Here is a 23,485-nt window from a genome sequence, read left to right on the forward strand (position 1 = left end):
CCGCTTCGCCCGTTCACTTCCCTCGGGGGCCACGATGACGCAGCTTCCTCCGCTCACCACGACGACGGCCCTGGGGCGCCCGGCCGTGGACCTGCGCGACGTCGGCGACCTGCTCGCCCGCGACCCGCACACCGTCTACGGCCGACTGCTCGCCGAGGGCCCCGTTCAGTGGGCCGTCCAGCCCGACGGCACGCCGACCTGGCTGGTGCTCGGCTACCCGGAGGTCAAGGAGGCCCTCTCGCACCCCGCTCTGTCCAGCGATGCCGTCAACGCCTCCCCCTCATGGCGCCTTCGATACCGGGGTTCGGCGGACGCCACCCAAATGCCCCAAGGCCGTGTCCTCGTGCTCACGGATCCACCTGAACACACCCGGCTGCGCAAACCGGTCGCCAAAGCGTTCTCCTCCTCCCGGGCACGGGACCTCCTGCCCCTGATCGAGAAGACCACCGAACGTCTGGTAAGCAGGCTGCCGCAGGCGTCCTCGTTCGACGCGGTCGAAGACTTCGCCGCCCCCCTCGCCCTGACCGTGATCTGCGACGTCCTCGGCATCAGCGACTCCGATCAGGTGCGCATGCGGAGCTGGACACACCGCATCTCCTTCGCCACCCGTACGGAGGACGCCATGGCCGCCCGCCGCGAGCTGATTCCCTACGCCGATCAGTTGATCTCGGAGAAACTTGCCTGTCCGGGCCCCGACCTCATGAGCGCTCTCCTGCGCACCGTGGACGCCGAGCTGCTCTCCCCCACCGAACTGCGAGCCACTCTCATCGCCCTTTTCAACGGTGGTCACGAAACCAGTATCAGCCTTCTGGCCAGTGCCCTCCTGTGCTTGCTCACGCACCCTGACCAACTCGCCATGCTGCGCGCCGATCCCACGCTGATCGACCAGGCCATCGACGAAACGCTGCGCTTCGAACCCCCCCTCACCATTCCCATGTACCGGTTCGCCCGGTGTGATCTCACCCTCGGGGACGGCTTCGTCATTCCCCGTGACGGCAGCCAGGTCTCGATCGTGCTCGTCAGCGCTCTCCGCGATCCCCGTGCCTTCCCCGACCCCCATACCTTCGACATCCAGCGCCCTGCCGGTGAACGACTGCCCTTCGGGCACGGCATCCATTTCTGCCCCGGTTGGGCCCTGGCCCGCCTGGAGGCAGCCGTCGGCCTTCCCGCGCTTCTCAACCGCTTTCCGGACCTGGCCCTCGCCGCCGATCCGGCGACGCTCGACTGGCACCCCGGGCCTCCCATCCGCAGCCTCGGCGGTCTGCCCCTGCTCACCCGACCCCTGTCGATCCCCTCTTCCGCACCGTCCGGCGGCTGAGCCATGACCACTCCTCGTATCCGCCCCCTGGCCCCCGAACACCACGCCCCCGAGGTGCGCGGGCTGCTGGCCCGAGTACCCCACTCGCCCCTGCGCACCTCGAACCTCAACGCCACGGTCGCCCACCACCCGGCACTGTTCGTCGCCACGGCCCCGTTCTCAACGGCGCTGCTGTTCAACGGGCTGCTGCCGGCCCGGGACAGGGAACTGGTGATCCTGCGCACCGCTCATCTCGCCGACTCCGCGTACGTACGCAGCCACCACATACCCCTGGCCCACCGTGCAGGTCTGACCGAGGCCGAGATCGTTCGTACTGCCTCCGGGCCGGCGGCCGAGGGCTGGTCCCGGCACGACGCGGCCCTGCTCGCAGCAGCCGACGAACTCCACCACCGGGCCGCAGTCACCGACGAGACCTGGCATCGGCTCTCCGAGAGCTACGACACCCGACAACTGATCGAAGTCGTCGTGTTGGCCGGCTACTACCGCATGTGGTCGGCGACCGCCAACAGCTGGGGAGTCGAACTGGACCCCGTTTCCACGTCCGAGGAGGGCCCCGATGCAGTCGGCGGATGACCGTACGATCCACGCGCTGCGTACCACGCTGCGCGAAAACGCCCGGTTGAAGAGCCTCGTCAAGACGGTCCGGGAACCCATCGCGGTCGTGGCCATGGGCTGCCGGTTCCCCGGCTCGGTGGGCACGCCCGGAGAGCTGTGGCAGCTCCTGGACGAAGGCGGGGACACGGTGGGGCCCCTGCCCGAGGACCGCGGTTGGGACCTCGCCACGGCGCGCGGACTCATCGCTTCCCGGACCGGGGCTCCCCATGGCGCGCGCCTGCACAGCCTGACGGACGTCGCGGGATTCGACGCCGCGTTCTTCGAGATCTCCCCGCGTGAGGCGACCGGCATGGACCCCCAGCAGCGGATCCTGCTGGAAGTCGCCTGGGAGACCCTGGAACGCGCCGGCATCGCTCCCGACGCACTCGCCGGAACCGCCACCGGAGTCTTCACCGGCATCTTCACCTATCCGTACGGCCTGGGAGCCGAGTTCGGTGAGGACAGACAGCCCGACGAGGGGTACGGCCTCACCGGGACCACGGGCAGTGTCGCTTCGGGCCGCATCGCCTACACCCTCGGTCTGCGGGGGCCCGCGATCAGTGTGGACACGGCCTGTTCGTCCTCCCTCGTCGCGATCCACCTCGCCTGCCAGGCGCTGCGTACCGGCGACTGCGATCTGGCTCTCGCGGGCGGCGCCACGGTCCAGTCCACGCCCGGAGCGCTGTTCGGACTCGTCTCATTGGGCGCGATCGCTCCCGACGGACGCTGCAAGGCGTTCGGCGCGGGTGCCGACGGCATGGGCCTCTCCGAAGGCGCCGGCCTGGTCCTGCTGGAACGGCTCGCCGACGCATACGAGAACGGCCACCCGGTACTGGCTGTGATCCGCGGCTCCGCCGTCAACCAGGACGGCGCCTCCAATGGTCTGACCGCTCCCAACGGCCCCGCCCAGCAGGGCGTCATCCGTGCCGCGCTGCGCAACGCCCGCCTGGAGCCGGGCGATATCGACGTCGTGGAGGCCCACGGCACCGGTACCGCGCTCGGCGACCCCATCGAGGCTCAGGCGCTGACGGCGGTCTACGGAGATTCCCGGCATCTGCCGCTCCATCTGGGGTCCATCAAGTCCAATCTCGGTCACACCGGTGCCGCCGCCGGGGTGGCCGGAGTGATGAAGATGGTCCTCGCGCTCCGGCACGAGCGGCTGCCGCGCACGCTGTACGCCGACGAGCCGAGTCCGCACGTCGACTGGGCCCACAGCCGCCTCCGCCTGCTCAACGAGGCCACCGACTGGCCCGTCCGAGCGAGCCGTACCCGGCGTGCCGCCGTCTCCTCCTTCGGTATCTCGGGCACCAATGCCCATCTGGTCCTCGAAGAGGCTCCCCGGCGCTCCCCGGATTCCGTACCGCCCGCGGAGGACGTCGGACCGCTGTTGTTCCCGTTCTCCGCGAAGTCACCGGCCGCCCTGCGCGGCCAGGCGAGCCGACTGCGCGAACTCGTCGACACGACGCCTGAACTTGCCCCCGCGACGCTCGCTCACGCCCTGGCAACCACGCGTGCCCATTTGCGGCACCGGGCCGTGGTCAGGGCCACCACCCGCGGGGAACTCCTCAGCGGGCTCGACGCCGTGTCCGCCGGCGACCCGGCCCCCGGGCTCGCCACGGGAGCGGGCGACGGGGGGCGTCTCGTGTGGGTGTTTCCGGGGCAGGGGTCGCAGTGGCCGGGGATGGGGCTGGAGCTGTACGACACCGAACCGGTCTTCCACCACCACCTCGACGCCTGTGCAAAAGCCCTCTCCCCCTGGGTGACCTGGGACCTCCTCGCAGTACTCCGCGGGGACACAAGCGCCCCGGACCTCACCGAACTAGGGGTCGTCCAACCGGCCCTGTGGGCGGTCATGATCTCCCTCGCCCGCCTCTGGGAGTCCTACGGCATCACCCCCGACGCCGTCATCGGCCACTCCCAAGGCGAAATCGCCGCCGCCCACATCGCCGGAGCCCTCACCCTCCAAGACTCCGCCCGCATCGTCGCACTCCGCTCCCAAGCAGCCGCCACCCTCCAAGGCCGAGGAGACATGGCCTCCCTCGCCCTCGGCGAAACCGACACCCTCAAACTCCTCGCAACGCATCGCGAATGCTCACTCGCCGCCGTCAACAGCCCCACAGCAACCGTCATCTCCGGCCCCCGCACCACCCTCCAACAACTCATCACCACCTGCACCCAACGCAACATCCCCGCACGCCTCCTCAACATCGGATTCCCCTCCCACAGCCCCGACCTCGACCGCGTCCAACAACAAATCCTCACCGAACTCGCCACCATCACCCCACACACAACCACCTACCCCTTCCACTCCACCGTCGACAACCACCCCCACCACACCCCCCTCAACGGCCAAGAACTCACCGCCACCTACTGGTGGCACAACATCCGCCACACCGTCCGCTTCCACAACACCATCCAAAACCTCCTCACCACCGGACACACCACCTACCTCGAAATCAGCCCCCACCCCACCCTCCAACCCTCACTTCACGAGAACGCCGCAGCGAGCCCCGTCCACTGTCTCGCCAGCCTGCGGCGAGGGCTCGGAACCCAGGCCGAATTCCACGCGCGGCTCGGTGACGCCTACGCGTACGGGCTGCCGCTCGACTGGACTCGGCTGGTGGCCGACCCGCCCTCGGCCGGCGGCCGCCGGATCGAGTTGCCGACGTACCCGTTCCAGCACCGGCGTTACTGGCAGAACTCCGTCTCCCCGGCCACCCCCGGTGCGCAGACCGCTCCTCCTTCCCAGCCGGACGAACCCTCCGACGGGTTCGCCACGATGCTGCCCGCGGCCCGCGACCAGGCCGTCGCCGCCCTCGTACGCCGGCATGCCGCCGCCGTCCTCGGTCACCATTCCGCGGACGCCCTGGACGACGGCGCGACCTTCAAGGAGCTGGGATTCGACTCCGTACTCGTCACCCGACTGTGCGCCGCAGTCGGTGAGGCCACCGGGCTCCCTGTCCCGGGTTCAACGGTCTTCAGCCATCCCACGCCACGGGCGCTCAGCCGGTACCTGAGCGGACAGCTCGCGCCCGACGCCGGGGAGCAGGACCCGAGTCCCGCCGTCGCCCTGCCGGTCGGCCGTCCCCAACGTCGTCTGGATGCCACCGCGATCCGGGCCGCGGGCACCGACGAACTGCTCGCCCTCCTCGACGAACGCCGTCCGAATACGCAGGGAGCCGACCATGGCCGGTGAGGAACAGAGGCTGCTCAGCCGGCTCAAGGAGGTCGCACTCGATCTCGCCGAAACCGAGCGGCTTCTGGACGAGGTCACACGCGGACCGATCGCCGTCGTCGCGATGGGCTGCCGTCTGCCCGGGGGTGCGCACGGTCCCCGCGAACTCTGGCGTCTGCTGGCCGAGGGACACGACGCCGTCGGGCCCTTCCCCCAGGACCGCGGCTGGGACACCGCACGCCTCTTCCATCCCGACCCGGGCCATCCCGGCACCTCGTACGTGCGGCACGGCGGCTTCCTTTACGACGCCGCCGAGTTCGACGCTGCCTTCTTCGGGATCTCCCCGCGTGAGGCGATGGCGATGGATCCTCAGCAGCGACTGCTGCTGGAGGTCGCCTGGGAGACCCTGGAGCGGGCCGGTATCGACCCCCACCGACTCCGGGGAACCCCCACCGGGGTCTTCGCCGGGATCGTGGGACAGGCCCTCGGGGGCGGTGAGGCGGGCGACAGCGCCGAGGGCTTCCGCGTCACCGGGACCCTGGCCAGTGTCGCCTCCGGCCGCATCGCCTACACCCTCGGCCTGCGGGGGCCCGCCGTCAGTGTGGACACCGCCTGCTCCTCTTCGCTCGTGGCGACCCACCTCGCCTGCCAGGCCCTGCGTCGGGGCGATTGCACGCTGGCACTCGCCGGTGGTGTCACCGTGCTCCCCACGCCGGACATGTTCGTCGAGTTCTCCCGGCAGCGGGGGCTCGCTCCGGACGGCCGGTGCAAGTCCTTCGCCGCCGCCGCCGACGGAACCGCCTGGGCGGAGGGGGCGGGGCTGCTGCTGCTGGAACGGCTCACCGACGCACGCGAGAACGGCCACCCGGTACTGGCCGTGATCCGCGGCTCCGCCCTCAACCAGGACGGCGCCTCCAACGGTCTCTCCGCCCCGAACGGACTCGCCCAGGAAGCCGTCATCCGTGCCGCGCTGCGCGACGCAGGCCTGGAGCCGGACGACATCGACGCGGTGGAGGCCCATGGCACCGGCACGACCCTGGGCGACCCCATCGAAGCCCAGGCCCTCGTCCGTACCTACGGACACCGGCGCGCCCCGGAGCGACCACTGCTCCTGGGGTCGGTCAAGTCCAATCTCGGGCACACCGGTGCCGCCGCCGGGGTCGCCGGAGTGATGAAGATGGTCCTCGCGCTCCGGCACGAGCGTCTGCCCCGCTCGCTGCACATCGACGCTCCCACCTCTGACGTCGTCTGGGGCGACGGGGTACGGCTACTGCGTGACAGCTCGGCCTGGCCCCGTACTCCGGAGCGCTCTCGCAGGGCGGGCATATCCTCCTTCGGGGTCTCCGGCACCAACGCCCATCTCGTCATCGAAGAGCCTCCCGAACCCGACGACGACTCGCCTCAGGATTCTCTGGAGAACAGCGGTCCGCTCCTCTTCCCGCTCTCGGCCGCGACTCCGACGGCTCTGCGGGCCCGGGCGAAGCAGCTCGGCGATCTGGTGAACGGGGAGTCCGCACCGCGCCTCGCCGATATCGCCTTCTCCCTGGCGGACACCCGTGCCCATCTGCGGCATCGCGCGGTCATCACCGCCGGTACCCGTCAGGAGCTCGGCGACCGGCTCGCCGCCCTGGCGGCTGGGAAGGACGGGCCCGGCACCGTGCGGCAGACCCCCGGGGCCGGCGCCGACCAGCGCCGCCTGGTGTGGGTGTTTCCGGGGCAGGGGTCGCAGTGGCTCGGGATGGGGATGGAGCTGTACGACACCGAGCCGGTCTTCCGCCACCACCTCGACGCCTGCGCAAAAGCCCTCTCCCCCTGGGTGACCTGGGACCTCCTCGCAGTACTCCGCGGGGACACCGGCGCCCCGGACCTCACCGAACTAGGGGTCGTCCAACCCGCCCTGTGGGCGGTCATGATCTCCCTCGCCCGCCTCTGGGAGTCCTACGGCATCACCCCCGACGCCGTCATCGGCCACTCCCAAGGCGAAATCGCCGCCGCCCACATCGCCGGAGCCCTCACCCTCCAAGACTCCGCCCGCATCGTCGCACTCCGCTCCCAAGCAGCCGCCACCCTCCAAGGCCGAGGAGACATGGCCTCCCTCGCCCTCGGCGAAACCGACACCCTCAAACTCCTCGCACCCCACCAGGACACCTGCTCACTCGCCGCCGTCAACAGCCCCACAGCAACCGTCATCTCCGGCCCCCGCACCACCCTCCAACAACTCATCACCACCTGCACCCAACGCAACATCCCCGCACGCCTCCTCAACATCGGATTCCCCTCCCACAGCCCCGACCTCGACCGCGTCCAACAACAAATCCTCACCGAACTCGCCACCATCACCCCACAAACAGCCACCTACCCCTTCCACTCCACCGTCGACAACCACCCCCACCACACCCCCCTCAACGGCCAAGAACTCACCGCCACCTACTGGTGGCACAACATCCGCCACACCGTCCGCTTCCACAACACCATCCAAAACCTCCTCACCACCGGACACACCACCTACCTCGAAATCAGCCCCCACCCCACCCTCCAACCCTCACTTGAGGGCATCGCCGAACAGTGGGCCGGAGACGACAAGTCACGCGCCGCCGCCGTCACGGTGACCGGCACCCTGCGCCGGGGCGAGGGCGTAACGGCGATGCTCTCGGCCGTGGGCCGCCTCTACACGGCGGGGTACGACCCGGACTGGGCCGCCCTGTACGGCACCACCGGAGGGCGCCGCATCGAACTGCCCACGTACCCCTTCGAACGGCGCCGTTACTGGAACGCCCCCGCCCGGACGGGTGACCCTACGGCGCTGGGACTCGGGCGGATCGACCACCCTCTGCTGAGCGCAGTCGTCGAGCTGCCCCAGGACGGTGAGCTGCTGTTCACGGGCCGACTCGACCACGAACGCCACTCCTGGGCGGCTCATCACTCCATCGACGGTACCGCCGTACTGCCCGCGGTGGCCGTCGTCGAACTCCTTGCGGAGGCAGCCCGGTTCACGAGCCTCCCGGTTGTTGAGGAAGTCGTCTTCGAGCAGCCGCTGGTCCTGCCCGACCAGTACCGGGTGCAGCTGCGCGTCCGGGTGCTCGCCCTACAGCGGGGGCGGCGAACCGTCCAGTTCTACGCCCGGCCCGACGAGCAGGGCGAGGGAGACGGCGGTTGGGTCCGACACGCCAGTGCCGTGTTCGCGCCCGAGGATTCCCGGGCGCACGAGCGCGCCCCCCTCGTCTGGCCCCCGAAAGGCGGCGATCCGGTCGCGGTGGACGCCATCCGGCAGCGGATGGCGGAGCTCCGTTACACCTTCGGGCCCGCCTTCCTCGGTCTGCGTGCCGTATGGCGTCTCGGCGACATGGTGTACTGCGAGGCCGTACTGCCCGAATCCGTCAGCGACGGCACGGCGGGGTACCGGTTGCATCCGGCCCTCTTCGACGCCGCGCTGCACGGTCTGCTCGCCTCGAAGAGCGGCGACCGGGACGGCATCGTCAGGCTGCCGTTCGGCTGGAGCGACGTACGGGTGACGGGCTCGGCGCGCCGTACGGTGCGGTCCCGGTGCCGGCAGGTGGCCGCGGACGAGTTCGAGGCGACACTGTACGACGAGTCCGGTGCGGTCGTCGTGACCGGCACGTTCACCACTCGGCCCCTCCCGCTCGACCAGCTCGCCCGGCTGTCCGGAGAGGGACGGCTCTACCACGTCGGCTGGACGGTGGCCGAGACGACGTCCGGGCAGACCCGTGAGCGTCCCGCCGTCGCTCTGCTCGGGGAGGAAAACACCGACCTGGACGATGTGTTGCGGGCGTCGGAACGCCGGTTCGACCGCTATCCGGGGCTCCCCGAACTCGTCGCGGCGCTCGACCGGCACACCCCGGCGCCCGACGTGGTATGCCTGCGCCGCCCCGACCGGGAGGACCCCGACGCCGACTCCGTACGGAGCACCGTCCTCACCCTTCTGGAGACGGCCCGGAGCTGGATCGCGGACGATCGTCTCAGCGCCTCACGGCTGGTGCTGGTGACCCGGGGCGCGGCGGCGGTCTCCCCTGGTGACGACGTACCCGATCCGGTCCAGGCCGCCGTGTGGGGGTTGGTCCGCTCGGCCCAGCTGGAGGAACCCGGCCGGTTCGCGCTGCTCGACCTCGCCTGCGACGAGGCAGTGACCGCGGAGACGCTCGACTCGGCGTGGGCGGCGTTCGCCGACGGTGCGGAACAGCTCGCCGCTCGGGGCGGCAATCTGCTGAGCCCCCGTCTGCGGCAGGTCGAGCCGGAGGAGGCGTTGAACGCGCCGGCGGCCGACGCCTGGCGGCTCGTGCGCGGCACGGGCGGCACACTGGAGGGTCTGGCCCTCGCCCCCGCCCCTGAGGCTCTCGCCCCCTTGACCTCGGGACAGGTGCGGATCGAGGTGCGCGCCGCTGGGCTGAACTTCCGCGATCTTCTCATCGCTCTCGGGTCGGACGCCACCGGCGCCGACGCCGCTCTGGGGCGCGACGTCGCCGGCACCGTCGTCGAGACCGCGCCGGACGTCACCGGGCTCGCACCGGGCGACCGAGTGGCCGGACTGGCCGTGCCCGCCCTGGCCACCCATGTGATCGCCGACCACCGGCTCGTGGTCCGTATCCCCGATGAACTGTCCTTCCCGCAGGCGGCATCACTGCCCGCCGTATGGGCCACCGCCCATTACGGCCTGGTGGAACTCGCCCGCCTGGAGCCCGGCGAGACCGTACTCGTCCACGCCGGGACGGGTGGGGTGGGCACCGTCGCCGTCCAGATCGCCCAGCGGCTCGGCGCCACCGTGTTCGCGACCGCGCACCGCACCAAATGGCCCGCGCTGCGCGCTCTCGGCCTCGCCGACACGCATATCGCGGACTCGCGCGGCCTCGACTTCGAGGAGCGGATCCGCACGGCCACCCGGGGACGCGGGGTGGACGTGGTCGTCAACAGCCTGACGGGCGCCTTCATCGACGCCTCCCTACGGCTGCTGGCACCCGGTGGACGGTTCGTCGAGATCGGTGTCGCCGACCTGCGCGACCCCGCCGACCTCGCCCGCCTCCACCCGGACATCGCCTACCTGCCGTTCCAGCTACTCAGCGGTGACTGCTCCGTCGAGCGCGTCTCCGACCTGCTCGCCGACCTGGCCGGGCTCTGGCGGTCCGGGGACGCGCCCCGGCTCCCCCTCCACTGCCGGGACATCCGGCACGCCCCCGAGGCGTTCCGGTACATGCGCGACGCCCGACACGTCGGCAAGCTCGTCCTCACCATGCCCCGGGCCGCCGACCCGGAGGGCACCGTCCTGGTCACCGGCGGCACCGGAACGATAGGGCGGGCGGTGACGCGCCACCTGGCGAAACGCGGCTTCCGGCATCTGCTGCTGCTCAGCCGCTCCGGCACCCGCGCCCCGGGCGTAGAGGAGCTGCGCGCCGAGCTGACCGCCGAAGGCGCCGAGCTGACCGTACATTCCTGTGACACCGCCGACCCGGACGCGCTCGCCGACGCCCTGGCCGCCATCCCGGAGGCACACCCTCTCACCGCCGTGATGCACCTCGCGGGCGTCATCGACGACGGCGTGCTGAGTTCCCTGACGCCTCAGCGGGTCGCCGACGTGCTACGGCCCAAGACGGACGCCGCGCTCCATCTGCACCGGCTCACCCAGGGGCTGGATCTCGCCGAGTTCGTGCTGTTCTCCTCGGGAGCCGGAACGCTGGGCGGCTCCGGTCAGGCGCACTACGCGGCGGCCAACGCCGTCCTCGACGCACTGGCCCGGCACCGGCGGGCCCGAGGTCTGCCCGCACAGTCCCTGGCATGGGGTTTCTGGGGCGAGCGCAGCACCATGACCGGCCATCTCACCGGCACCGACGAGGCCCGTATCCACAGCCTTGGAGTCCTCCCCTTCGACACCGAGGAGGGCCTCGCCCTGTTCGATTCCGCGCGGGCGCTGCCCCACCCGGTACTGGCTCCACTGCGGCTGGGCCTCGGCCCGTTGCGGTCCCGCGCGGCGCGGGGTGAACCCGTCCCGCCGCTCCTCCGGGACCTAGTGCGCACGTCACCCGTACGGGACCCCGGCAACGAACCCACCGATGCGCCCGAGCAGTTCGTCGCACAGCTCGCCGCGCTCACGGCCGCGAAAGCGGCGGACCTCCTGCTGGCTGCGGTCCGGCGCCACGCCGCAGCGGTGCTCGGCCATGAGACCGCGGAGGCGATCGGAGCCGAACTCACCTTCGGCGAGGCCGGTTTCGACTCGCTGACCGCCCTGGAACTGCGCAATCGGCTCGCCCGGGCGACCGGATTGCGGCTGCCCGCCGGGCTGCTCTTCGACCATCCCACCCCGCAGCGACTGGGCGACCATCTCCTCGGTCGGCTGAAGCCGCGGGAACCGCTGGCACAAGGACCGCATGAACCAGAGGCTCCGGACGCCGCCGAGCAGGTGCTCCGGGCGGGACCCGCGGAGCTGATCGCCCTCGCACCCCCCGAGGACGACACGTAAATCCACCGCTACTCATTCGGGAGGTCGGCAGAGCATGGACGTCTCCACCGAGCAGCTCGCCGGAGCGCTGCGCCGGACCCTGCTGGACAACACCCGTCTCCGCGCCGAGAACGCGCGCCTGAACACGGGCGGGGATCCGGTGGCGATCGTCGGCATGGCCTGTCGGCTTCCCGGCGACGTCGGTTCCCCGCACGAGCTGTGGAAACTGCTGGAGTCGGGGGCGGAGACGGTCGGCGACCCACCGGCCGACCGGGGCTGGGACCTGGAGGCGATCTTCCACCCCGATCCGGACCATCCCGGCACCAGCTACTGCCGGCACGGCAGCTTCCTCACGGACGCGGCCGGGTTCGACGCCGCCTTCTTCGGCATCAGTCCCCGCGAGGCGACCGCGATGGATCCGCAGCAGCGGATCCTGCTGGAGGTGGCCTGGGAGGCGCTGGAGGACGCCGGCATCGTCCCCGAGGCACTCCGCTCCACGTCCACCGGTGTCTTCGCCGGGATCACGCCCTGTGGCTACGGCGGCGACCCGCAGTACTTCCCGTACGAACTGGACCCGTACTCGGGCACCGGTGGGCTCCCCAGCGTCGCGTCCGGACGGATCGCCTACACACTGGGGTTGCGGGGCCCGGCAGTCAGCGTCGACACCGCGTGCTCCGCATCCCTCACCGCGATCCACGTCGCCCGCAGGGCACTGCTGAACGGCGACTGCACCCTGGCACTCGCGGGCGGAGTCTCCGTCCTTCCCGCCCCGACTCCCTTCCGGACCTTCTCCCGGCTGCGCGCACTGGCTCCCGACGGCCGATGCAAGGCGTTCTCCGCCGCCGCCGACGGGATGGGCATGGCCGAAGGCGCCGGCCTGGTCGTACTGGAGCGGCTGTCCGACGCACACCACCACGGGCACCGGGTGCTCGCGGTGATCCGCGGCTCGGCCCTCAACCAGGACGGCGCCTCCAACGGCCTGACCGCGCCCAACGGCCCCTCCCAGCAGAGCGTCATCCGGGCCGCGCTCGCCGACGCCGACCTCCAACCCGGGGAAATCGACGCGGTGGAGACACACGGCACCGGAACTCCGCTCGGTGATCCCATCGAGGCCGAGGCACTGCTGGCGACGTACGGGAGGGACCGCACCGGCACCCCTCTGCTGATCGGCTCCCTCAAGTCGCACATCGGCCACACCATGGCGGCCGCCGGGGTCGCCGGGGTGATCGCGACGGTGCTCGCGATCCGGCACGGCCGACTGCCCCGCAGCCTGCATCTGGACCGTCCTACCCCGCACGTCGACTGGTCCGCGGGGGGCGTCCGGCTGCTCACGGAGACACGCCCCTGGCCCGATGCCCAGGGCCGCCCACGGCGCGCCGGGGTCTCCTCCTTCGGGATCTCCGGCACCAACGCCCATCTGATCCTCGAACAGGCGCCACCGCCTCCGGACTCGGAGACCCCGCGTCCCGCTCCCTGCGGTCCACCGCTGTGGCTGCTCTCGGGTCGCACCCCGGCGGCCCTCCGCGACCAGGCCGCCCACCTCGCGAGCCATCTCGCGGCCCACCCCCTTCTCGCGCCTGACGCGGTCGCCCGCGCGCTGGCCACGACCCGGACGCACTTCCCCCACCGCGCCGCCGTCACCGGCCCGGCCGGCGAACTGGCCGCGACCCTGAACGCACTGGCGCAGGGGCGCCCGCACCCGGCCGTGAGCCGCGGAGACGTTCCCGCCGGCGGGCCCGGGAAGCTGGTGTGGGTGTTTCCGGGGCAGGGGTCGCAGTGGCTCGGGATGGGGCGGGAGCTGTATGAAACCGAGCCGGTCTTCCGCCACCACCTGGACGCCTGCGCCAAGGCCCTCTCCCCTTGGGTGACCTGGGACCTCCTCGCGGTACTGAGAGGTGACACCGGCGCCCCCGGGCTGGCGGAGCTGGGGGTGGTGCAGCCGGCCCTGTGGGCGGTGATGGTCTCCCTGGCCCGGCTGTGGGAGTCGTACGGCATCACCCCGGACGCGGTCGTCGGCCACTCCCAGGGCGAGATCGCCGCCGCCCACGTCGCCGGGGCCCTGACCCTGGACGACGCGGCCCTGATCGTCGCCTTGCGCTCACGGGCGGCCGCGACGCTGGCGGGCGAAGGCGACATGGCGTCTCTGGCGCTCGGGGAGGCCGACGCCCGGAGGCTCCTGACGCCCTGCGGGGGAAAGGTGTCGCTCGCCGCGGTGAACGGCCCGGGCGCGACCGTGATCTCCGGCGAGCTGCGGGCCCTGGAGGAGCTCGTCGGCCAGTGCCTCGAACGGGACACCCCCGCGCGCGTGCTGAGGATCGGCTTCCCCTCCCACGGCCCCGCGATGGACCGGGTACGGGGGGAGATCCTCACCGAGCTGGCGGTGGTGACCCCCCGTCCGACCGGCTACGCCTTCCACTCCAGCGTCGAAGGCTACGTCCACGACACCCCACTGGCCGGAGAGGAACTCACCGCCGGTTACTGGTGGAACAACATCCGCCGCACCGTCCGCTTCCAGGACTCGGCCCTGGCCCTGCTGGCCGGCGGACACACCACCTACCTCGAAGTCAGTCCCCACCCCACCCTCCTACCGGCCCTGGAAGCGACCCTTCAGGAAGCCGGAGGCCGGACGGTCGTCCTCGGCACACTCAGCCGGGGAGACGGGGGCCGTCCGGTCGCCACCCTGACGCAGTTGCATCTGCAGGGACACCTCGTCGACTGGCGACGGGTCTTCTCCGGTGACACCACCGAGCCGGTGGACCTGCCCCGCTATGCCTTTCAGCACCAGCGCTTCTGGCTCTCACCCGGCGGGCACGGGGCGACCGCCCGGGCGACCGCCGCGCCACAGCCCGCCGCGGTGCGGCCGATGGACCTCACCCGCGATCCGGAGGCGCTGCTGGAGACCGTACGCAGCCATATGGCCGACGCCCTCGGGCACCCCGGTGCCGAGGCGATCGACCCCGACACCCCCTTGGCCGCCCTGGGTTTCGACTCCGTGACCGCCGTCCAGCTGCGACGTCGGCTCGGCCTCACCACAGGCCTGGACCTCCCGGGCATCGTACTGCTGGACCATCCCACCGCGACGGCCCTCAGCGGGCATCTGCGCGCGCTCCTCACCGATCCGGGACAGCCCGAGGCCCGGGTACCCGCGTCCGGGAGACATCCGGGCGTGGCACCCCTCCCACCCGATTTCGGTGACGCACCGGCAACTGCCGCCGCACCGAACGTTCCGGTCCCTCAGGAGACCTCGGGCCCTGTCTCCGCCGCGCGCTCCGGTGTACTCACCCTTCTCGTCCGCACCGCCCTGGAACACGCCGAACCCCAGGCCGCCCTGGACCTGATCACCCGGGCGGGCCGCCTGCTGCCCGGCTTCTCGGCGCCCTGCCCCGAGGAGGCCCTGCCGCTGGTGAGCCTGGCGGAGAGTTCGAACCGTCCTGCTCTGATCTGTCTGCCCGCCCTGCTCGGCGGCGCGAGTCCGTTCCAGTACTCGCGTCTCGCCGCCGCCTTCCGCGGCTCCCGCGACGTACGGCTGCTGCCTCCGCCCGGCTATCGGCCCGGCGCACGCGTCCCGCGCACCGTCGCGGACTTCGCCCGTATCCAGGCGGATGTCTTACGTCCGTACGCGGGCGAGACCGTGTTGCTGGGGCACTCCTCCGGCGGCTGGGCCGCGTACGCCGTGGCCACGGAACTGTGCGCCGAAGGCACCCCGCCCGCGGGGATCGTCCTGCTCGACACACCGCCCCCGGAGCAGAGCGCCCCGAGCCAGACGGTGTCAGTACTGCGGCGCGTACTGGACCGTGACGACGACGCGTCCCTCGACGACCTCGGACTCATCGCGACCGGGGCCTATCTCGGGCTCTTCGCCGACTGGGCCCCGCAGCCGCTGTCCGTCCCCACGCTGCTGGTCCGGGCCGTCCACGCGCTCCCCGGCGCACACACACCGCTGGACACCTGGCTGATCCCCGGCGCCGTACACCACGCGGAAGCGGACCACTTCTCCCTGCTGCACCGGTACGCCGGTGACACGGCCTGCGTCATCGACCGCTGGCTGACCGCGACGGCTCCGACAACCGGTGAACCCGCCGGCACGACGGAAGGAACGGCACCATGACACTGCCGCTGGAAGGAAGGACCGCACTGGTCACGGGAGGGAGCCGGGGAATCGGCCGGGCCACCGTCCTGCACCTGGCCCGGGCCGGCGCGGACGTCGCCTTCACCTACCTCCACAGCACCGAACAAGCCTCGGACCTGGTCGACGAGGTCGAGAAGACCGGCCGCCGCGCCTGGGCCACCCGCGCCGACAGCGCCGATCCCGATGCCCTCCGGGCCGCTGTCACCGGTTCGGTCGGCGCACTCGGCAGGCTGGACATCCTCGTCAACAACGCCGGTATCGCCGAGGTCGGAGCCATCGGAGACATGACGCTGGAGGTCATCGACCGGGTGTTCGCCGTCAATCTCCGCGGCCCCTATCTCACCGTCCAGGCCGCCGTCCCCCATATGCGGGACGGGGGACGCATCATCACCATCGGCAGCATTCTGGCCGATCGGACCTACCTGCCGCCCTACACCGTCGTGTCGCTCTACAGCGCCGCCAAAGCCGGTCTCAAGGGCATGACCCACTCCCTGGCCCGCGAACTCGCTCCCGCCGGCATCACCATCAACCTGCTGACCGTCGGCCACATCAACACCGATATGAATCCCGGGGACGCCGAGTACTCCGACTTCATGCGTGGTCACATCGCGCTGGGCCACTACGGACAGCCCGCTGATATCGCCCACACCATCGTCCATCTCGCCGGTGACACCGGCGCCTACATCACCGGCACCTGCATCACGATCGACGGCGGATTCAACACCTGAGCGTCTCTCACGCGCCGCCGGGTGAGACCGGCCCGAACCATCCCGACGAAAGGACGACGAAATGACCAGCAGGACAGCGTTCCTCTTCCCCGGCCAAGGTTCCTACCTGCCCGGCGTCTTCGCCGGTATCGGCGACGATGCCGACCGAGTGGCGACCCTCGTCGCCGAGATCGACGCGGCCACCGAGGAGTTCCGGCTTCAGCCGGTCCGGCCACTTCTTTTCTCGCCGGATGCTCCAGGGGTGGTGGAGCTGCTCGAGTCCGATCACGAGCGGCTCGATGTGGCCATTCTGGCAACCTCCATCGCCCTGGCGGAGCTTTTGACGACCCGGCACGGGGTGAGTCCCGACCATGTCGCCGGGCACAGTCTCGGGGAGTTCGGCGCCCTGGCCGTCGCCGGTGTCTTCACCCCGGGTGACGCGGCCAGGGCGGTCTGCGAACGCCACGCCACCCTGCGCGAAGCACCGCCGCCCGCGGGCGGGATGCTGGCTGTGAACGCGGACACGGCACGCTCCGAGGAACTGATCGTCTCGGCCCGGGCCGAGACGTCGGCCGTGTCGGCGCAGAACTCCCCGAGCCAGACGGTGATCAGCGGCGCCGAAGCGGATCTGGTGAAGCTGCGGCAGCTGGCACGGGAGGCAGGTATCCGTACCTCCCGGCTGCACGTCCCCGGTCCCTTCCACGTCCCGCAGCTGGCCGACGCCAGTGCCCTGTACGCCACGGCCCTGCGGACCATACGGATGTCCGCGCCCCGCGAGCGCTTCTTCTACTCCCACGGCCTGGGCCGCTTCCTGACGGCGCGGGACGATGTCGTCGATCTGATGGTGAACGACATGACCCGGCCGGTGCGGTTCCACGACGCCGTGCGCGCGCTCGACGCGGAGGGCGTCACCACCTTCGTGGAATGCGGTGCGCTGGACGTCCTGACCCGGATCGTGTCCGGAACGCTGCCCGGCGCGGTGACCGTGGCGCCGCTCCGCGAGGCCGTGACGACACCGGATCTGTCCGCCCGGCCGGAGCCCGTACGCCCCTCGGCCGCGACCGGCGTCGCCGCGACCGCGGAGCGGGCACCGGCGGCCCCGGTCGACCCGAACGTGCTCGCGAGGGTACGTGCGGTGTGCGCAGAGGTCCTGGAGTATCCGCTGGAAGTCATCACCGACGACGCCGACTTCCAAGCCGATCTCGGCGTCGACTCCCTGGCGATGACAGAGTTGCAGGCCAACGCACTGCATCGGTTCGGCCTGAAGGACACTTTGCAGGACACGGACACGTACGACACGGTCTTCGGTCTGGCCGCGTACATCACAGGTCTGCTGAGCGAGGGCACCGGCACCGTTTCGGGGCAGCGGTGATCCGGTCATGATCTCCAGTGCTCAGGAGGGGGAGGGGCCGCGCGACGAACGGGTCGCCGTCGTCGGGATGGGTGTCGCCGTGCCGGGCGCCTGCGACCCGGAGGAGCTGTGGAAGCTGCTGTGCGGTGGGAGGCCCGTGTTCGAGGAGCCGTTGGACCGTTTCCGGCTGGAATCCTTCTGGTCAGCGGATCCGGCCGCCGAGGACCGCGGCTACGTCCGCACTTCGGGTTTTCTGCACGGCTTCCGACCGCACCCCGCGCTGGCCGGGGAGATCGCGGCCGGAACGATCTCGGCCGCCGCACAGAACCCGGTCTGGCTGCGGCACTGCCTGCTGCAGGCGCGGGCGACTGTAACCGCCCGCGGTACCGATGAGTACGCCTATTACGTCGGCACCAGCACCCTGGTCGGACAGCGCACCGACGAGGCGGTCCTGGCCGAGTGCGTCCCCCGGGCCGTGGCGGAGCGGTTGCACCGCGACGAGCCCGCCCTGAGGGCCGGGACCGAGGAACGACTGCGCGCCCTCCTGAGCCGCCACCACGGGTACGGCGCCGAAGAGCCGCGGGACACGCTGCCCGACCGGGTCGCACGGGCCGCGGCGGCAGGGCTGCTACCCGGCGACTGCGAGTTCTCCGTCGTCGACGCGGCCTGCTCGTCGTCGCTGTACGCGATCGGTCTCGGTGTGACGAGCCTGCTGGCCGGCGCCTGTGATATCGCCTACTGCGGCGGGGTGTCCGGGGTGACACCGCGTTACAACGTCACCTTCTCCAAACTGCACGGGCTGAGCCGCGGCGGGGACGTCCGCGCCTTCGACGACCACGCGGACGGAACACTGTTCTCCGACGGAGCGGGCGTCGTCGCCCTCAAGCGCCTGGACCGGGCCGTCGAGGACGGGGACCCGGTGTTCGGCGTCCTCGTGGGATTCGGCGGGTCCTCGGACGGCAGGGGCACGGCGATCTACGCCCCCAACCCCGCCGGTCAGCGCCGCTGTCTGGACCGCGCCCGGCAGGCATCGGGTCTGACGGCCGACGACGTCGACTGGGTGATCGCGCACGGGACGGGCACGGCCGTCGGCGACGCGGTGGAGCTCCGGACTCTGGCCGCCGCCACCGATCCGGGAAGCGTCTGGTGCGGATCCAACAAATCCCTGCTCGGTCACACCGGGTGGAGCTCCGGAGTGATCTCGGTCGTCCAGGCGCTCACAGCGCTGCGGCACGGCACGATACCGGCGCAGCGGCGCTTCAGCGGCCCCGGGCTCACCGCGCGGACCGGCGACCGGGTACGGATACCCACCGCCGACGTTCCGTGGCCCGCGGGCGATCGGCGCTCCAGGACCGCGGGCGTCTCCGCCTTCGGCTTCGGTGGCACCAACGCCCATCTGCTGATCAGCGACCGCGAGCCCGTGCGGACGGCCCCGCGCCCCGCCCGCACCGGGCCCGATCCGGTGGTCCTCCTCGCCTGGACCGCTCATCTGCCCGGCGACCCCGGTCCCGCGGCGACGGAGCGGCTGGTGCGCGAAGGCCGCCTCCCGGGGCCTCGTACCTTCGGCCGCTGCTATCCGGCGCCCCCGTTCCAGGATGTCCGCCTCCCTCCGCCCACCGTTCGGTCCACGGACGCGGGCCAGCTCATGGCCCTGCGCGTGGCGGGACTGTTCGCCGCCGAGCACGGGGAGCTGTGGGCGCCGATGCGGACGACCACCGGGGTCTTCGCGGCCGCCACCGGTCCGCCGCCGTCCTCCATGGACCACCTGGTGCGCTGTCATGCCACCGACGTGCACCGCATGCTCGACGAACCCGACCGCACGGCGTTCACCGACTGGCTCGCCGACCTGCGGTCCACGACCCCGGCGACCACCAAGGACACACTGCCGGGACTTCTGCCCAACATCATCCCGGCGCGTATCGCCCATCACTACGACCTGGGCGGCCCCACCATGCTGGTCGACACGGGCGCCACCAGCGGGCTCACCGCCGTGCACACCGCGGTCCGCCAGCTGGTCCACGGCGCTCTCGACATGGCGCTCGTCCTCGGTGTCAGCGCGACCGGCCGGCCCGACTACGCCCGCTTCATGGGCATCGAGGCCGAGCGGATCGCGGAGGGGGCGTTCCTCCTCGCGCTGAGCCGGGAGTCCGTCGCCCGCGAGCACGGCCTGACCCCGCTCGTCCGCCTCCGCACGGCCTGGACCAGCAGCCCTCAGGCGTCTGCGGATGCCGTCCTCGGCGGGCACGGTACGCCGGAGGAGACCTTCCTCGGCGCCGACGGCGTCCTCGCCGTCATCCGCGCCCTGCACTCCACCACGCCCGATGCCACCGTGGGACCCGCGGACGGCGAAGCGGGCCCGGTCATCACCCTCTCCCCCGCCGACGGCTCACCCGTCCAGCAGACAAGGACCAGCCGATGACCCACGTTCGCGACGCCGCGGCCACAGACGACCCGCAGGCCATCGCCGCCTGCGAGGTCCCGGCCGGCTACCGGGCCGCCGTCGTCCTCGCGGCGGACCACCAGGCACTCGCCGGGACCCCCGTCGACGGCCGGGACCCCCGCAAGACGGTCCACGTCCAGGAGGTCCCCACCCCCGAACCGGACCACGGCGAGGTGCTCATCGCCACCATGGCCAGCTCCATCAACTACAACACCGTGTGGTCGGCGCTCTTCGCACCCGTTCCCACCTTCCGGTTCCTGCGCACGCTCGGGCGTACCTCGCCCGAGGCAGCCCGTCACGACCAGCCCTACCACGTACTCGGCTCCGACCTGTCCGGAGTGGTGCTGCGCACCGGACCGGGCGTACGGGAGTGGAAGCCCGGCGACGAAGTCGTCGCGCACTGCCTGCAACCGGACCTGCAGACACCGGGCGGACACGACGACACCCTGCTCGACCCCGGCCAGCGGGTCTGGGGCTACGAGACGAACTTCGGCGGCCTCGCCGAACTCTCCCTGGTCAAGGCGAACCAGCTGATGCCGAAACCCGCCCATCTCACCTGGGAGGAGGCCGCCTCCCTGGGGGTGGCGCTCTCCACGGCCTACCGTCAGCTGGTGTCCCATCACGGGGCGGCGATGAAGCAGGGCGAGCGCGTCCTGGTCTGGGGCGCCGCCGGTGGTGTCGGCGCCTACGCCACCCAACTGGCCCTCAACGGCGGCGCCATTCCGATCTGTGTGGTGTCGTCGCAGGCCAAGGCCGAACTGTGCCGGCAGATGGGCGCGGAGCTCGTCATCGACCGCGCCGCGGAGGGCTTCTCCTTCTGGGAGGGGCGGGACCGCCCGCGGCTGAGCGAGTGGAGCCGCTTCCGCGGTGCCGTCCGCGCCCTGGCGGGCGACGACCCGGACATCGTCATCGAGCACCCCGGCAGGGACACCTTCGGCGTCAGCGTCATGATCGCCGCTCGTGGCGGAAAGGTGGTCACCTGCGCGTCGACCACCGGCTATCAGCACAGCTACGACAACCGCCATCTGTGGATGCACGTCAAGCGCATCATCGGTTCGCACATGGCGAACTACCGGGAGGCCTGGGCCGCCAACGAGCTCGCCGTACGGGGCAGCATCCACCCCGTGCTCTCGCGGGTCTACCCCCTCGACGGGGTGGGCGACGCCACTCACGCCGTGGCCGGGAACAGCCACCACGGCAAGGTGGGTGTGCTCTGCCTCGCCGAGCGCCCCGGCATGGGAGTACGCGACCCCGTCCTCAGGGCCCGCACACTCGACCGGATCAACCTGTTCCGGAAGGGGCAGCCGGAGTGATCGCATCCGAACGCCTGGATACCGTGGAGAGGTTCCTCGGCCCTCTCGTGGCCCGGCGGGGCTGCTGCGCCACGCCGGGCAGCGAGCACGAGACCGCCTCAACGCCAGCAGGGATCCTGATCGCCGCGACGGCTCTCGGTGTCGCCCGCAGGATCCGCGATCCGTGCATGGAGTACGCGAAGACGAAGTCGCTCAAGGGCGCTCCGCTCGTCGGGGACGCCGTGTTCGCCGGGCGGCTCGGCCGGTTCGAGACGCAGATCGAAGTGATGGCGAACCACTGCCTGGCGGCCGCGGGTGTCTATGACACGACCGCGGCCCGGCCACCCCTTCCGGAGCGGTGGAAGCACTGTCCGATCAGTCGCACCGGATCGTCGAATTACCAGGTCACCGCACCCGTCCGCGCGCCTTCAGCGGCCCCGGGGGCAGCTGGGGAGCGGGCAGCGGGTCGCCGTCGTAACCCTTCACCTCGCCGAAGCGGGTGCCTTCCATCCAGTCCCGGCGCGCCTGGACGATCTCCTCGTTGCTTCGTCCGATCCAGTTCCAGAACATGATCAGCTCTTCGTCGAAGGGCTCGCCGCCCAGCAGCATCAGACCCGCGTCGGACTCGGCGCGCAGCGGCAGCTCGGTCCGGCCGCAGCCGAGGTAGAGCATGGAGCCGGGGAGGACGGGGACGCCGTCGACGCGTGCCTCGCCGGACATCGACAGGACCGCGTACTCGAAGTCGGGGTCGAGGGGGAGACGGAGATCGGCGCCGCTTTCGAGGGCGAGGTCGGCGCCGACGATCGGGGTGTACGTGGTCCCGGGCGACACGGCGCCGTCGAGGGTGCCGAGGATCACCTTGGCGGTCAGTCCGGGCGCGGTGACCTCGGGCAGGTCGGGGTGGTGCTCGAATCGGGGTTCCACCTGGCGGTGGGCGTCGGGGAGCGCCACCCAGAGCTGGGCGCCGTGGAGGAAGCGGGCGTGCGGGCGGGGGCTCTCCTCGGAGTGGCTGATCGCCCGGCCGGAGGTCATCAGGCCCAGCTCACGAGGGCGGATGGTGGCGAGGCTGCCGGTGCTGTCGCGGTGCAGTACCTCACCGTCGTGCAGCCAGCTCACGGTCTGGAGGCCCATATGGGGGTGGGGCGGTACCTGCATACCGGGCTCGTCGGCGATGTCGTCGGGGCCGTAGTGGTCGACGAAGACCCAGGCGCCCACCATGCGGCGGCCCAGGTTGGGCAGCAGCCGCCGGACCTCGGTGGACTCGCCGAGCCTGACCTTGCGCGGGCTGAGGAGTTCGCGTACCGGCTCGGCGACGACGAAACCGCGGCCGCCGCAGACGGAGAGGGCGGCCTGGCGATCGAGATTGCTCATGGTTCCAACCTATTCCCCGCCGGGGCGCTACCGGCAGCCCCCACGCCTCGTGACCGGGCGGGGACGCCGCAGGGGACGCCGTACGGGGCCCGGTGGGGGCGGTCGAAGCCGCGCGGAATATTGGTTTCACCCCGGTGGTTGCAGGGGGTGACCGTAACGGAAGAAGGAGGGAAACCGGGTGAACGAGACGTACTACGAGTTCGGCACCGCCGCCGACAGGTGGGACCGTGCGCAGTTGTTCTTCGACAGCAAGGAGTACATGACGGCCGCCCGGATCCTGAGCGGGCTGGTCGAGGAGGCGCCGGAGCAGGTGGCGCCGCGGCTGCTGCTCGCCCGGTCGTACTACCACTCCGCCCGGCTCGGCCGGGCCGAGACCGAGCTGCGGGCCGTGCTGGAGCTGAACCCGGCCGAGTACTACGCACGGCTGATGCTGGGCCGCACGCTGGAGCGGCAGGGGCGGGCGGCCGAGGCCGCGCCGCATCTGCGGATGGCCGAGGCGATGGGCGGGTAGCCCGGAGCCCCGCGGAGTCGTGGAGAGCCGCAGGAGAGCCGTGGACGGCACAGACGCCGGCCGCGCCGTACCGCACCGCCGAACCCGCCGTCGAGCGGACCGCGTACGTCCTGGCCCGCCGGATCGCCGGGCGCGACCGGGCGGACCTGGTC

At 71.5% G+C, this 23,485-nt stretch carries 11 protein-coding genes and 1 pseudogene; 11 read left to right on the top strand and 1 reads right to left on the bottom strand.

Annotated elements, in window-relative coordinates; all coding sequences use genetic code 11:
* Window positions 1-34: 34 nt before the first annotated feature.
* From ACFXG1_RS07190 to ACFXG1_RS07235, 10 genes and pseudogenes are all read left to right on the top strand, one after another.
* On the top strand, window positions 35-1,318 hold the full coding sequence (locus ACFXG1_RS07190) for a cytochrome P450 (protein ID WP_384716792.1): 1,284 nt from the start codon (window positions 35-37) through the stop codon (window positions 1,316-1,318).
* Between the two features lie 3 nt (window positions 1,319-1,321).
* Entirely contained in the window at window positions 1,322-1,891 is a 570-nt protein-coding gene (locus ACFXG1_RS07195; protein WP_384716794.1) for a carboxymuconolactone decarboxylase family protein, read from the top strand.
* Window positions 1,875-5,108 (top strand): type I polyketide synthase, encoded by a 3,234-nt coding sequence (locus tag ACFXG1_RS07200; protein WP_384741507.1) that lies wholly within the window; start codon window positions 1,875-1,877, stop codon window positions 5,106-5,108. Before ACFXG1_RS07195 ends, ACFXG1_RS07200 begins: the two co-directional genes overlap by 17 nt.
* Complete coding sequence (locus tag ACFXG1_RS07205) at window positions 5,098-11,553, top strand: type I polyketide synthase (protein WP_384741509.1); 6,456 nt, start codon at window positions 5,098-5,100, stop codon at window positions 11,551-11,553. The genes ACFXG1_RS07200 and ACFXG1_RS07205 overlap by 11 nt, the downstream gene beginning before the upstream one ends.
* 34 nt (window positions 11,554-11,587) lie before the next feature.
* Window positions 11,588-15,640, top strand: a complete 4,053-nt coding sequence (locus tag ACFXG1_RS07210; protein WP_384709552.1) for a type I polyketide synthase — start codon at window positions 11,588-11,590, stop codon at window positions 15,638-15,640.
* Window positions 15,637-16,389 carry an SDR family NAD(P)-dependent oxidoreductase gene (locus ACFXG1_RS07215; protein WP_384709549.1) on the top strand — a complete coding sequence of 251 codons (753 nt, stop codon included), beginning with the start codon at window positions 15,637-15,639 and terminating at the stop codon, window positions 16,387-16,389. Before ACFXG1_RS07210 ends, ACFXG1_RS07215 begins: the two co-directional genes overlap by 4 nt.
* 61 nt (window positions 16,390-16,450) lie before the next feature.
* Entirely contained in the window at window positions 16,451-17,740 is a 1,290-nt protein-coding gene (locus tag ACFXG1_RS07220; RefSeq protein WP_384709546.1) for an acyltransferase domain-containing protein, read from the top strand.
* A 7-nt stretch (window positions 17,741-17,747) separates the two neighbouring features.
* The gene (locus ACFXG1_RS07225) at window positions 17,748-20,138 is read left to right on the top strand and encodes a beta-ketoacyl synthase N-terminal-like domain-containing protein (protein ID WP_384709544.1); all 2,391 of its coding nucleotides are present in this window, start codon (window positions 17,748-17,750) and stop codon (window positions 20,136-20,138) included.
* Window positions 20,135-21,472, top strand: a complete 1,338-nt coding sequence (gene ccrA, locus ACFXG1_RS07230; protein WP_384741511.1) for a crotonyl-CoA carboxylase/reductase — start codon at window positions 20,135-20,137, stop codon at window positions 21,470-21,472. The genes ACFXG1_RS07225 and ccrA overlap by 4 nt, the downstream gene beginning before the upstream one ends.
* Window positions 21,473-21,519: 47 nt before the next feature.
* Window positions 21,520-21,774: pseudogene (locus ACFXG1_RS07235) on the top strand (acyl-CoA dehydrogenase family protein); the annotation flags it as partial.
* An 82-nt stretch (window positions 21,775-21,856) separates the two neighbouring features.
* Here ACFXG1_RS07235 and ACFXG1_RS07240 read toward each other — a convergent pair.
* Window positions 21,857-22,822, bottom strand: a complete 966-nt coding sequence (locus ACFXG1_RS07240; RefSeq protein ID WP_384709538.1) for a pirin family protein — start codon at window positions 22,820-22,822, stop codon at window positions 21,857-21,859.
* A gap of 178 nt (window positions 22,823-23,000) precedes the next feature.
* On the opposite strand from ACFXG1_RS07240, the gene ACFXG1_RS07245 reads away from it, so the two are divergent.
* Window positions 23,001-23,333, top strand: a complete 333-nt coding sequence (locus tag ACFXG1_RS07245) for a tetratricopeptide repeat protein (protein WP_384741513.1) — start codon at window positions 23,001-23,003, stop codon at window positions 23,331-23,333.
* Window positions 23,334-23,485 lie beyond the last annotated feature (152 nt).

The sequence above is a fragment of the Streptomyces sp. NPDC059248 genome (assembly GCF_042753905.1).
Taxonomy (GTDB): Bacteria; Actinomycetota; Actinomycetes; order Streptomycetales; family Streptomycetaceae; genus Streptomyces.